Genomic DNA, 13,182 nt, shown 5'->3' with positions numbered 1-13,182 from the left:
CAGGATGGCAGAGAGCAGGCTCTCTGCTGATTTTCAGGATAACCCGTTAGCCGCAGAGGCAGCCAATATGCCTTTTTGCTAAGCTTTGCCAGCCTGGATCAAAGCCCGGTATCGGTGCGTTGTACCGAGTCCAGCGTCGCCTGTTCGCGCTCACTGCCGGTCAGTTCAGTCAGCTGCCCTTCCCGCATCTCCAGCAACCGATCGGCGTGGATAAAGTAGTGATCATCATGGCTGATAGCGAACACCGTTTTGCCAGCCGCCTGCAGCCAGGGCAGCAGTTCACGATAGAAGATACGGCGAAAATGCGGGTCCTGATCCGCCGCCCATTCATCCAGCAGCAGCACATCCCGCTCTTCGGCTACCGCCAGCAGCAGCGCCAGCCGTTTGCTCTGCCCTTTAGAGAGCTGCAGATTCAGCACCTTATTGCCCTCAATCTTCAGCTTGTCCTGCATTTTCAGCCGCTCCAGCCACTGCTGCACCAGCGCCGGATTCGCCGGTATTCCTTCATGACCAATCAGCCGATCAAACAGATGCACATCGGTGAAGACGGCGGAGAAGTGCTGACGCCAGCGATCCAGCCCGTCCGCGTCTATCGGCTGGCCATCCAGCAGCAGCGTGCCAGACTGAGGCTGATAAAGACCGGTCAGCAGCATCGCCAGCGTCGATTTACCGCTGCCGTTGCCGCCAATCAGAAACAGCAGTTCACCGCGGTGCAGCGTCAGGTTAATCGGGCCAACCTTAAAGCCGTTTTCACCGTAATGAAAACAGACATCGCGCAGTTCCAGCGTCTGCCAGCTTGCTTTTGACGGTGAGGCATGGAAATCAGGCTGATAAGGCGCAAGATCAAAGGCATTGAGTTTGCGGAATGCGACCTGCGCACTGAGCAGGGTCGGCAGCGCGCCCACGGCCGACAGCAGCGGCGTGCGAAGAAACAGCAGCGTCAGAGAAAAGGTCGCCGCCACCGCGGTATTGGCCCAGCCCAGGCTGTTGGCCATAAAAAAGACCATGCCGATCGCGCCCAGCGTCATAATGTTGGACCAGTTCACGGCGCTGAGATGATAGGTATCGGCACGCACAATATGATGTCGCCAGGCGGTGGCATCTTCCTGATAGACCGTTTCATAGATCTGACGGGCGCGCTCGCGGTTGAGCTGCAACTCTTTACGCCCATCAATCACCGTCTGGTAGTCACGATAGAGATGATCTTCAATTTCACGCAGCTTCGCCATGTGCTGATAGACGCGGGAAACCAGCAGCCAGCCACCGATCAGCGTGACGGCCAGCCAGCCGCTGGTCACCAGCAGCATTTTGGGTGACAGCCACGCCAGATAAAACGCCGAGCCGAGCGTAATGATAATGCCCTGGATCAGCTCCGGCAGACGCACAAAGGCCAGGGTAATAGCACGCACGTCGCTGGTCAGTCCCGCCAGCAGCTGCGCGCTGCCGAGCTGCTCGATGCGCTCCACCCGGGTATCCAGAATACGTTTGATAAATTCACCGCGCATACGCCAGACAAACTGATGGCCGAGCATGGTCAGCGCCAGCTGGGAAGCCAGCGTCACCGCCATCAGCACCACCAGCTGTAGCAGGAATTGCGGCAGAACCGCATAGGAGCTATTGATCGCAACGATCATTTCGCGGTTGATAAAGGCAATCATACCAATACCCAACACCGCGCTCAGCAGCGTCAGCGCGATAACCCCGATAAAAGGCCAGCGAAACTGGCGAAAAACAACGCTTAACAACGTCATGCAGGCAATCCAGCAGTCGAAAAACAGCCTGCAGTGTAATGTGATGCAAAATGATAGCAATAGTTATTCGCAACGCTTCTCGGGTCGCGCAGCGGATTAAAAGGCGCGGCGGAACGTCAGGTTATAACGCCAGGCACCGACCAGCGGATGCACGCCTGGCTTGAGCGGCAGGATGCCATGATAACGCAGGCGTGACGGCCCGCCCCACACCACGATATCGCCATGTTCCAGCAACACCCGTTGCGTGCTGTCGCCGCGTTCAAAACCGCCAAACTGAAACACCGCCGGTAATCCCAGCGAGACCGAAACGATCGGCTGACGCAGATCTTTCTCATCTTTATCCTGATGCAGAGTCAGCTTCGCGCCCGGTTCATAACGATTGAGCAGGCAGGCGTCGGGATGAAAGTCGGGAAACCCTGCTTCACGCGCCGCCGCCTGCGCCAGGTTGCGAAACAGTGGCGGCATCGCCGGCCATTTTTGCCCGTTGAGGTTATCCTGCTGCTGATACTGATATCCGCGCGAATCAACCGACCAGCCAAAATCGCCGCAGTTGGTCATCGCCACCGACATACGATGGCCGCCCGGCGTGATGCGGTGGGCAAACGGGTTCTGGTCGGCAATGGCCAGAATCTGCTGATAGAGTGCTTCTGCCTCATCGCGCGCGCGGCGGCGCAGGATCACCGCGCCGTCAGCCAGCGGTTCCTGCCAGGGTTGCTCTTCGCTAAACAGATCTAACATCAGGGTGCTCCTGTCGACTCAGGTTTAATCAAAAAGGCGGCAAACTGCGGTGACATCCAGCTCACGAAACTCTCGCCTTCTTTACTGATCAGATAGACCGCGAGATGCTGCTGGATCGCCAGCGCTTTGGCTTTTTCACTGCCAAGCACCATCAGGCCGGTATCCCAGCCGTCAGCCTCCAGCGCAGTGGTGGCAATCACCGTGGCCGACACCAGTTTATGCTCAATCGGCCGGCCGGTAACGGGATCGATAACGTGAGAAACGCGTTTGCCGTCCAGTTCATAATAGTTGCGATAGCTGCCAGAGGTACTGATACCGTGCCCCTGCAGATCGACTCGCGCCTGTACCGCATTCTCGCGGTCGGTCGGCTTCTGAATAGCTACCCGCCACGGCTGATGCTGCGCATTCAGCCCACGGCTCAGTACCGCGCCACCTACCGAAACCAGGTAGTTGTTGATCCCCAGCTGCTCCATCAGGCGAGCCAGATGATCGGTGGCAAAGCCCTCGCCCACCGTTGAAAGGTCAACATACAGGCCCGGTAGATCTTTCTGCAGCCACTGGCCGCCTGCGCCCTGAATGACCCGCAGATGCTGCAGGCCGGTCTGCGCTTTAGCCGCGGCAATTTGCGTCTCATCCGGGATATGGACCGGCTGCTTTGTCGGGCCGAAGCCCCACAGATTGACCAGCGGTCCGACGGTGATATCCATCGCGCCCCCGGTTTTAGCGCCAATGCGTAAGGAAAGCGTGACGATGTCCGCCATGTTCTCGCTGACCGGCTGCGGCGTCAGCGCGCGGCTCTGATTGAACCGTGACAGCGCAGAATCGGCTTTCCAGGTGGAAAGTTCAGCGTCATCGCTGTCCAGCTGCTGCTGAATCCGTTGCTGCAACTCCGCTTTGCGCTCGCTGGCGACGTCCGCCAGGCTGACGCGCCATACCGTCCCCATGGTTTTGCCTTCCAGCACCATTGCAGAAGGTGTCGCTGGCTTATCACAGCCCGCTAACAACAGGATGGCAAAAGGTAAAGACAGCAGATTAATCTGATATCGCATCACTCCTCACTTGTAAAAATTTATCTATTCCTGCTACAAAGCATAAATCGCTGGTAAAGAGGTTAAAATAAGGTTGAATACTTTACCCAATGGCGACAGTATCAGTCAGTCATCTACTATGCATCCGCCCGTAACCGGGCGATTTACGTTTAACGGTTAGGTTTAATGAAAGGAGTAGCAGATGATCTATGTGATTCTTGCCATCGCCCTGGGTCTGTTCATCTTCAGCAGCTACAAAGTCTGGCATCAGCGCCGTCATCGTCACATGACGCTGTCGCGGTCGCGCCATTAATCAGCAGCGTTGCACCTTAACGGGGCATTGGCCGCCTTAATCTGCGCGGCAAGTTTACCAGAATGCGCGGCAGGCCCGTGGCTATCAGAGCGGTAAAGCTGGCATGAATTCTGCACTGTTGAATCAGTGTTTATCTCTGAGAGGTGCAGAATGAAAAGGTCACAAAACCTGCAGGCAGCCTGGCATCAGTGGCTGAGCTTTTCAGCCTTTACGCTGGGGGGCGTCGCGTTTGAAGGGGCCCGATTTGGCGTGGTGGTTTCACCGGTCGCGACCGTTGCAAAAGCGAAAACGTGGCGAGCAGCAGAAGAGATAAAAGAAAAGGATTGATAACGCAGATGCGCAGCCGTGGCTGCGCATCTGTACAAATCAGAACTGGTAAACCAGACCCAGCGCCACCACGTCGTCGGTGTTGATACCGGCCGCGTCGGTGAACTGGTTGTCATCCAGCAGGTTGATTTGGTAATCCACATAGGTGGACATGTTTTTGTTGAAGTAGTAGGTCGCACCTACATCAATGTATTTCTTCAGGTTCTGTTTGCCCCAGTTCTGCACGTCGGTGCCGCGTGAGGTAACATACGCCAGCGATGGACGCAGACCGAAGTCGAACTGATACTGCGCCACCAGTTCCCAGTTTTCCGCTTTATCAGCGTAACCAAACACTGGGGAATCACTGCTGCCGAAGCGGGTTGCGTTATACGACTTGGTGTACATCGCTGCCAGGTAAACGTTGTTGGCATCATATTTCAGACCGCCGGTGTAGGCTTCAGCTTTGTCGCCACGGCCCAGGATACCCGCCTGGTTGCCGTTCTGATCGTTGGTACGGTCAGACTGGAATGCCGACGCACCAATACCAAAACCAGAACCGAGATCGTAAGTGGTGCTCAGGCCCCAGCCGTCACCGTTCTGACCCAGCACATCGCGGCCGTTCGGTGATTCATCACCATTGCCGTTTTTGCCCTGATACTGCACCGCAAAGTTCCAGCCATCGACCAGGCCAAAGAAGTTGCTGTTGCGGTAGGTTGCCATACCGTTGCCGCGCTGGAACATAAAGTTGTCCGCGCCATAGGTATCACCACCGAACTCCGGCAGAACGTCGGTCCATGCGCCGATGTCGTAAGCAACGCCGTAGTTACGACCGTAGTCGAACGAGCCTGCATCACCAAATTTCACACCGGCAAAACCGACGCGCGTATAGCTGTTTTCGGTACCCTGCGACTCTGCATTGTTCAGCGCCGCCTGATACTCCCACTGGCCGTAACCGGTCAGCTGGTCGCTGATTTCGGTTTCGCCTTTAAAACCAAAGCGGACGTAGGACTGATCGCCATCAGAACTATCATTATCGGAGAAGTAGTGCAGGCCATCGACTTTACCGAACAGGTCTAATTTGTTGCCGTCTTTGTTGTAGATTTCAGCTGCGTTTGCCGATCCTGCTGCGACCAGCAACGCAGGGACCAACAGGGAGAGAACGCGACGTTTCATTTTATTACCCTCTGTAATGTGCCTTTATTATTTGCCACTGCTAACTGAATGATTAAAAATTCAGCCGGCAGGCCATTGTTGTTTTATATCGGGCAATAATCCATCACGAAAATGCTACTAAATTTCCAAAAGTGTTTCAGAGTACGAAACAGTTATTTCATAATGTAAGATTTGGGGAACTAATAACCAGCACGTATCGATAAAAAATATGGCACAAAAAGCCAATCTGATTTTGCTACCTTTGTTATCAACGCGTTACATAGGATTACTCTGAAGCACTGAATGATAAAACTTATGCGTCATCAGGTAATACAATAGATCCCGCTATCATCATTTATTTCATTATTACCTTCATTCACCCCGAATGAGATGTTTACCCTATATTTCCCGCCGGACATGTTTGTCCGGCATTTTTTTGCCTGTCATCCGCCGCTACCACTATTTCTGCGTAAACTTGATTTGCCCGGCTGAATTAACATTGTTATTAAGCCGCACAGAAAGTTAATTTCCCCCTTATTTGCCGCTTGCCTGACAATAACTCCGCCCACTTAATTTATCACGGTAATTAAGCAGGCTGAGATAATATCTGGATCGCGGTATTATCGCTCTCTCAGCGATTCTTTAACTTTATTCAGCGGTTTAAGCAGATAATCCATCACCGATTTCTGGCCAGTTTTAATTTCTACATTGGCGACCATACCCGGCACAATCGGGAATTTGCGCCCGGCGCGGTTGGTCAGCTCCGCCTTTTGGGTGCGAACGTAGACGCGATAGTAGTATTGATCGCGCTTAACCTCATCCTGCAGCGTATCCGGCGAGACAATTTCCACCTCGCCTGGCAGATCGCCATAGATAGAGGAGTCGTAGGCGGTGATCTTCACGATTGCCGCCAGGCCAGGCCGGATATAGGCGATATCACGGGGATTGATGCGGGTTTCAATCAGCAACTGATCTTCCAGCGGCACAATCTCCATCAGCTTGCCGCCCGGCTCCAGTACGCCACCGACCGTGGTCACCTGAATATCTTTAACGATGCCGCGCACCGGCGAATAGAGCGTGGCGCGCGTCAGTTGGTCCTCTTTACCCGCCGCTACCTGTAGCTGCGCATCCAGTTCAGCATTGTTTTTAACCTGCTCTTCGTGGGCGCGTACCAGATAGTCATTGCGCGCCTCATCGATTTTGCCGCGCAGATCGCTGACCTGACGCCGCAGGCGGATCACCTCGACCTGCCGGCCGCGCCTTTAGCCACCAGCGGCTCGGTCAGACGCAGTTCATCCTGCACCAGTTTGAGCGACTGCTGCAGGTTGCTGATGGTTTCCGTCAGATTGCGCCGCCGGGATTCATACAGCTGCCTTTCCCGCAGCACCAGCTGCGGCTCTTTCAGCGTTTCGGCGCTGAATTTCAGCGGCGTACCGGAGAGCTCCGCTTCCAGCCGTTCTGACGAGGCACGCAGCGTACGTACTTTAGCCTGGGCTTCACCGAAATTTGACTGGAAGCGCGTCGGGTCGAGCGTCGCCAGAATCTGCCCTTTCTCGACGATATCGCCCTCATGCACGTTGAGCTGTTTGACGATGCCGCCGTCCAGGCTGTCAATCACCTGCGCCCGGCTGGACGGCGTCACTTTGCCGGTGCCGACGGTCACTTCATCCAGAATGGCGAAGTGCGCCCAGATAAGAAAAATGGCCAGCGCCGCGGTACAGAGCCAGATAATGGCGGACGTGCGGCGTTCATGGCGCGCCAGATCTTTATCAATCATCACCAGACTCATGCGGCATCTCCTTTATTCGGGCCCGGCGCCGGCTGGGCGGCGGTTGAGGTGGCGCGGCGCAGGATCTCGTCACGCGGCCCATCGGCCACTATCCGGCCGTTATCCATCACCACAATGCGATCGACCATCTTCAGCAGCGCCGGACGATGGGTGACCAGGATCAGCGTGCGGCCGCTGATCCAGCCCTGTAGTTGACGGATAACATGCTCCTCTAACTGCTCATCCATCGCGGCCGTCGGCTCATCCAGCAACACCACCTGCGGCTGGCGCAGGATCATCCGGCTCAGCATCACCATCTGACGCTGTCCACCCGACAGGCCGCGACCCCCTTCATTAATAATGCGATCCAGACTGGCCGCATCCTGCTGCACCAGCGACAGCGCGCCGCTGATGCGCAGCGCCTGCAGCATCTCCTGTTCGCTGGCGTGCGGATTCCCCAGCATCAGGTTTTGCCGCAGCGTGCCAAAGAACAGCCGCGAATCGTGGGATAGCCAGCCGAGCTGGCGACGCAGATCGATTGGATCGATGCGTTCAATATCGACGCCATCGACAATCACCTTGCCCTGAGTCGCCAGCGCCTGACCGGCGAGAATTTTTAGCAGGGTGGATTTGCCGGCACCGACTTTGCCGAGAATGGCGATCTTCTCGCCCGGTTTGATCTGCATTTGCTGAACGTTGAGGACGTTCTTTTCATTCTCTTCGTCGTAGCTGTAGTGCACGTTACGCAGATCGTACTGGCCGGTAAGCGTCGGACAGTGGGCCAGCGTGGCGGCCTCCGGCTGATCGAGCGGTTTCTTCAGCAGCTCATCCAGCCCTTTCATCGCCATTTTGGCGTGCTGCCAGCGGGAAAAGACCATGGTGAGCTGCATCAGCGGCGCGATGGTACGTGAGGAGAGCAGGCTACAGGCGACCAGGGTACCGGTGGTGATTTGCGAATCGAGTATCAGGTAGACCCCAAACACCAGCATCCCGGCGTAGGTGAGCTGCTGCACCGTCGAGGCCCAGCCGGTCAGCCGCGCGCCCCATAAGCGTTGCTGGTTACTGATTGCAGCGCTGACTTCGTGCGTCTGTTCCCACTGGCGCTGAAAATAGGGTTCCGCCTGCAGCGCTTTAATATCTTCTATGCCTTCAATGGTTTCCACCAGCACCGCATTACGCAGCGCCCCTTCCCGCAGCCCCTCTTTCGCCAGCCGCGCCATCGGGATCTGCACCAGCATGCCAGGGATAACGATCAGCGGAATCGCTGCCAGCGGGATCAGCACCAGCCAGCCACCGATAAATGACATGATGAACAGGAACAGGATAACAAACGGCAGATCGGCGGCGGCCCCTACCGTGGTCGAAGTCAGCAGTTCACGCACCTGATCGATTTCGCGCAGTTGCGATATAAATGAGCCGGTCGATTTTGGCCGCGCTTCATTACGGATGCTCATCGCCCGGGCAAACAGCATGGCAGAGACTTTCAGGTCGATGCGTTTACCCATTAAGTCAGAGACCTGCGTTCGCATCAGGCGGATCAGATACTCAATCGCCGCCGCAATCAGTACCCCGACAAACAGCACCCAGAGCGTCGCCTGCGACTGCGCCGGGATCACCCGATCGTAGACCTGCATCGAGAACAGGATCCCGGCCAGCGCCAGCACGTTGCTGATCACCGACGCCAGTGAGATCTCGGTAATGCGTCGCCCCATACCGCGAAAATTCTTCCAGAACCAGTGCGGCTCATAGGGCTGAACAAACTCATCGATGCGCGCATCGCGACCGCGCGCTGCCACGCCGATCACCCCGACATCGCCCTGGCTGCGGGTCAGCAGTTCGGACAGCGCCCCTTCACGCACCACGTCCCCGCCTTCACTCAGCCAGTAGCGCGCGCTGCCGTCGGGATCGATGCCTTCCAGCACCGCCACGCTGCTGTTTTCCAGCACCAGCACCACCGGGGTGATCTCCTGACGCCAGCGCAGCTTGTTTTGCGGCACCATGGTCAGATGCAGCCCGAGCAGTCCTGAGAGACGTTCAAGCTGCTGCGCCACCGGCAGATGTTCAAACCAGCGCATCTGCTGGCGTAGGGTTTTGCCGTCGGCAGGCTTACCGAAGCGCGCCGCCACGCGCAGCATGGCGGCAATCCAGTTTTCGGTATTCAGATTTTGTGCACTCATCGTTAATGCCTTTTAATACGGAAGCTCGCTATTGCAGCGAAGGAAGGAGATCGCCGCTGCTGCGCTGACGATCGATACCCAGGATATCCAGCAGATTGTCGACCGCCGCGGCGTAGCGCACGGTGGCATCCCAGCCATCGTAAAGCGCGGTGATGCGCGAACTGTCCGCCTGAAACACATCCTGTTCCACGCTCAGCAGATCGTTCAGGCTGCGCTTACTGAGCCGATACTCATCGGCGTAGACGTTTCGGGTATGGTCGGCGCTGGCCAGCTGCACTTCACCGGCCGCCTGGCGCTGCTGCGCACCAATCATGTCGGCATAGGCGGTAGAAGCATTCTGATTGATGGTCAGTTTGGCCTGTTGCACTGCCGCCTGCGCCGCTTCACGATCGCCTTCAGCGGATTGCGTTCTGGCATTGACTATCCCGCCCTGATAGAGCGGCGCTTCAACCTGAAGCTGGACTTCATCATCCCAGTAGGACTGGCGATCGTTTTCATAACGGGTCCGGCCCGCCTGAACTTTGATGGTCGGCCAGTGGCCAGACTGCGCCTGACGCACCCGCTCGCGGGCTGCTTCCTGTTTCGCCTGGGCGCTGCGCACCGCTGCGCTGTTGGCGTAGGCAATTTTATCGAGGGTAATCTGCTGGTTCAGCAGCGCCTGCGGCAACTCCGGCAGCGCAGCCGGTACCACGCCGGTCAGCACCGTCAGCTGCGCTTTGGCCGAACGCAGCTGCGCCCGATACTGTTCCAGCGTGGCATGCATGGCGGCGATGCGGGTCTCCGCCTGTAACACGTCCGATTGTGAGTTGAGGCCGGCATCGGCGCGCAGTCGGGCGATATCCCGTACCCGCTCCAGAGAGGCGATATTGGTATGGGCCGTCTCCGCCAGCGCCTGGTAACGTTTAACTTCCAGATAGGCCTGTAACGTATCTTCCGCCACGGTGGTCATGGAGTCGAACAGGCCAAAGAGATAGGCATCGGACAAGGCGTGCTGTTCATCGATGGCCCCGCCGGTGCGGCCAAAATCGTACAGCAACTGACTGAGCATGATGCCGCCGGACCCATTGTTATTCAGGCTGCCGGCGGAGTCGGTCTGATGAGATCGGCCTGCCGCACCCTGCAAAGAGATCTGCGGATACCAGGCACTTTTAGCGGCGTCGAGATCGCCTTCACCGACGTGGATTTGAGCGGCCGCTTCCGAGATTTTCGGGTTGCGGGCGAAAGCGCGGAGGATGGCGTCACGCAGCGTTAAGGTGGCTATCTGTTCTTCGCTGGGGGCGGCTCGCCAGTTAAATTCAGCTTTGGGCAAGGGTGCGGCAATGGCCGCAGGCAACACTACGCCATTCAGGGCGCATAACAAAAAGGTCAATCGCGCTTTGTTCATTATGTTTACCAACAGGGGTTCTTATCATCATGGTGTTTTCCCGGTGAACAAAGAGTGCAAAACGGTGCGCCGTCACGGGCTCTCGCCTCATTGAACTGCGTCATTTAATTTATGGATCTTAAGCCAGACGCTAAACGACCTTTAACATTATTAGATCATAACCCTGGCTTCTTCCTGCTAAATATCGATGAAATAATTAATTATTTTGTCAATAGCGTAAAATTTAAGCAGCAGAGATTCACCCGCCAATCCAGACGGGCTTAACTAACCCGTCCGGAAGGCAGTACCTGAACTAATGTGTTGTGGGTCAGACCAGCGGATGCGCGGCAGCGTGTTGCCACAGATGATCGGCAAGCGTGTAAGGTGATTCGGCGACCAGATTGCTGTCGTGGGCCGCAGCGGCAGGAGACGACGCGGCGGCCGTCAGGGTTTCTGCCTCACCGTTCGGGCTGAGCCTCTCCAGCAGCTGATCTACCGCCAGTGCATTGAGCGTCGCGGCGGTGTCACTATGTGATGTCACCGTTACCGTCTGGCTGGCGCTGGCCAGATTACCGGCGCTGTCTTTGGCGCTCACCGTCATCTGATATTCACCGTCATCCAGCGGGGCCAGTTGCCCGGCCAGAATGGTCAGCGCCCAGCCCCCATCGGCTTTCACACTGGCACTGTAGTGCTGATCGCCGAGGCTTAACTGCACCAGGCTGCCCGGTTCCAGATGGGTCGAGCTGCCCTGGATCAGATGCCAGTTATTGACATCGGCAGCGTCGATCCGGTTATCGTCGAACGGGGTCTCCAGCGTCAGGGTCGGGCGTTGATGGATTGCCACGGTAAACAGCTCACTGTAGGTCTGGCTGTCGCTGTTGCCATAGTCATCCCAGCGATTAAAGGTGGCGGATACCGGGCCATCCGGTAACGCCTGCAGATCGCTGGCGCTCAGGGTGACCATGCCTTTGCTGTCCGGCTGATAGGTTTTGCCATTAAGTACCATTTCATTGGCCCCTTCGACATACAGACTGAGATCGTGCTGCGCCTCCTGAGCGTTGAGGATCATATCGCCACCAATATTCATCTCGATATAGATCGGAATAAAGCCGGTTTTGATATTCAGCTCATGGCTGGCATCGGTGTAGTTGTTGGCACCGTCAATCGACCAGGCGCGGATCTCGCCAACGTTAATAAAGGCGTGAACATCCGCCGCCGGGATCACCACCTGCCAGTGCCCCTCCTCGCCAACCGTGGCGGCGTAATCTTTCTCATTGGCGCCGGTAATCACCAGCCGCTGGCCCGGCATCACGGTCGAGAGCGTGCCGCTCAGCAGCAGATCCTGCTGGGTTTCCGCCAGATTGATCACGTCGTCGGCCGTCACCTTGTCGAAGCTAATCTGCGGCAGGCTGCTCAGATGGGTAATCAGGGTGAGCTGATGCGTTTCGGTGGCGCTATTGCCATTAGGGTCCTTCGCGCTGACCTGCAAACTGTAGACCCCATCCTGCAAGGCTTTCAGATCGCTTTCATTGAAGTTGCCGGTCCATTTGCCGTCACTGTCGACAAGGGCGGTGGTGGTGAGGCTGCCCAGGGTCAGCGTGACCCGTCCGCCCGCCGCCAGATGCGTGCCGCTGCCGCTGATCTCCACGCCATAGACACTCTCCTCAATGTTGACCGCATCATCTTTACTGATGGTGTCGACCGTCAGGGTCGGCTTAATGCTGCGATCGGCATAGAGACCGAAATCGACCGTGGTATCGGTGCTGTTCCCGGCTTTATCGGTGATGGTCAGCGTCAGGGTGTGATTACCGTCCGTTACGCCTTTCAAAACCTCGGCGGGCATCGAGGCGTTCCAGTAGCCCCATTGATTGACGGTGCTGTGCCAGCTCTGATCGTTAAAAGTCAGGGTAACGGTTGAGCCCGCTTCTCCCACCGCCTGGCCGCGCAGATGAACCGGGTTCCGGGCTTCCCAGTTAGCGATCACGCCATCTGCAGCGATCGGTTCATAGGGCCGCAGCGCAGCGGGTGGCTGGGTATCCGCGGCGGTGCTGACCGCCAGCGCAGAGAGATTGAGCGGTGAGCTTAGCGCCGTCTCCGCTGACGTGCCGGCAACAGCCAGCGAAAGAGGGCCACTGGCGGCCGGGGCGACATCGGGCGTGGCGGGCACGGCAAATTCACTTACCGCGGTCTGAAAAATGGATTCGAGCCGGACGGCACGAAGCGTATCACGTTGTGACATAGGTAACCTCAATTCAGAACAGGAACGCGGGCGAAAACCATCAGATAAACTGATCTTTCTGGTTGACGCAGTTATGTCGGGCGAGCGCAGGCCGCCCGTTTCCGCTGGCCGGAATCGGTTACCCGCAGGTAACAAGGATTAATGAATAGGCTGCTAAAAAAGCAGCGAAAGAAATTATGACGTCAGATTCAGTGCAACCGGCGGCGTGGCGCCGTTTTCTGCCCCTACCCTAATCTTTCATATTAATAATGAATAGTGGCGAAAATCTGGAAAATGAAATTATCACGGGCGGTAAATAAAAAAATCAGCGGGTGCTCACACACCCGCTGATTTCATCAGCATTGCTG

At 56.7% G+C, this 13,182-nt stretch carries 9 protein-coding genes and 1 pseudogene; 2 read left to right on the top strand and 8 right to left on the bottom strand.

Annotated features, from left to right (window positions below):
- Positions 1 to 98: 98 nt before the first annotated feature.
- From LZU96_RS06625 to apbE, 3 genes are all read right to left on the bottom strand, one after another.
- On the bottom strand, positions 99 to 1,751 hold the full coding sequence (locus tag LZU96_RS06625; RefSeq protein ID WP_233987560.1) for a multidrug ABC transporter permease/ATP-binding protein: 1,653 nt from the start codon (positions 1,749 to 1,751) through the stop codon (positions 99 to 101).
- A 96-nt stretch (positions 1,752 to 1,847) separates the two neighbouring features.
- Entirely contained in the window at positions 1,848 to 2,489 is a 642-nt protein-coding gene (alkB, locus tag LZU96_RS06620) for a DNA oxidative demethylase AlkB (protein ID WP_233987559.1), read from the bottom strand.
- Positions 2,489 to 3,538 carry an FAD:protein FMN transferase ApbE gene (gene apbE, locus LZU96_RS06615; protein WP_233987558.1) on the bottom strand — a complete coding sequence of 350 codons (1,050 nt, stop codon included), beginning with the start codon at positions 3,536 to 3,538 and terminating at the stop codon, positions 2,489 to 2,491. Before apbE ends, alkB begins: the two co-directional genes overlap by 1 nt.
- A gap of 181 nt (positions 3,539 to 3,719) precedes the next feature.
- On the opposite strand from apbE, the gene LZU96_RS06610 reads away from it, so the two are divergent.
- Both LZU96_RS06610 and LZU96_RS06605 read left to right on the top strand, forming a co-directional pair.
- Positions 3,720 to 3,830: a response regulator gene (locus LZU96_RS06610; protein WP_233987557.1), complete on the top strand. Its 111-nt coding sequence runs from the start codon at positions 3,720 to 3,722 to the stop codon at positions 3,828 to 3,830.
- Between the two features lie 150 nt (positions 3,831 to 3,980).
- The gene (locus LZU96_RS06605; RefSeq protein ID WP_233987556.1) at positions 3,981 to 4,157 is read left to right on the top strand and encodes a hypothetical protein; all 177 of its coding nucleotides are present in this window, start codon (positions 3,981 to 3,983) and stop codon (positions 4,155 to 4,157) included.
- 39 nt (positions 4,158 to 4,196) lie between these two features.
- On the opposite strand, the gene ompC is transcribed toward LZU96_RS06605, so the two are convergent.
- The 5 genes and pseudogenes from ompC to LZU96_RS06580 all read right to left on the bottom strand — a co-directional run bounded on the left by ompC (position 4,197) and on the right by LZU96_RS06580 (position 12,835).
- Entirely contained in the window at positions 4,197 to 5,309 is a 1,113-nt protein-coding gene (gene ompC, locus LZU96_RS06600; protein WP_233987555.1) for a porin OmpC, read from the bottom strand.
- Positions 5,310 to 5,908: 599 nt separating this feature from the next.
- Positions 5,909 to 7,077, bottom strand: a pseudogene (locus LZU96_RS06595) (HlyD family efflux transporter periplasmic adaptor subunit).
- The gene (locus LZU96_RS06590; RefSeq protein WP_233987554.1) at positions 7,074 to 9,233 is read right to left on the bottom strand and encodes a type I secretion system permease/ATPase; all 2,160 of its coding nucleotides are present in this window, start codon (positions 9,231 to 9,233) and stop codon (positions 7,074 to 7,076) included. The pseudogene LZU96_RS06595 and the gene LZU96_RS06590 overlap by 4 nt, the downstream one beginning before the upstream one ends.
- Positions 9,234 to 9,261: 28 nt before the next feature.
- The gene (locus LZU96_RS06585; RefSeq protein WP_233987553.1) at positions 9,262 to 10,617 is read right to left on the bottom strand and encodes a TolC family outer membrane protein; all 1,356 of its coding nucleotides are present in this window, start codon (positions 10,615 to 10,617) and stop codon (positions 9,262 to 9,264) included.
- Between the two features lie 307 nt (positions 10,618 to 10,924).
- Positions 10,925 to 12,835 (bottom strand): Ig-like domain-containing protein, encoded by a 1,911-nt coding sequence (locus tag LZU96_RS06580; RefSeq protein ID WP_233987552.1) that lies wholly within the window; start codon positions 12,833 to 12,835, stop codon positions 10,925 to 10,927.
- Between the last annotated feature and the right edge of the window lie 347 nt (positions 12,836 to 13,182).

The organism is Pantoea agglomerans (assembly GCF_021397715.1).
Taxonomy (GTDB): domain Bacteria; phylum Pseudomonadota; class Gammaproteobacteria; order Enterobacterales; family Enterobacteriaceae; genus Pantoea; species Pantoea astica.
This window is presented reverse-complemented; position numbering and strand designations above follow the sequence as displayed.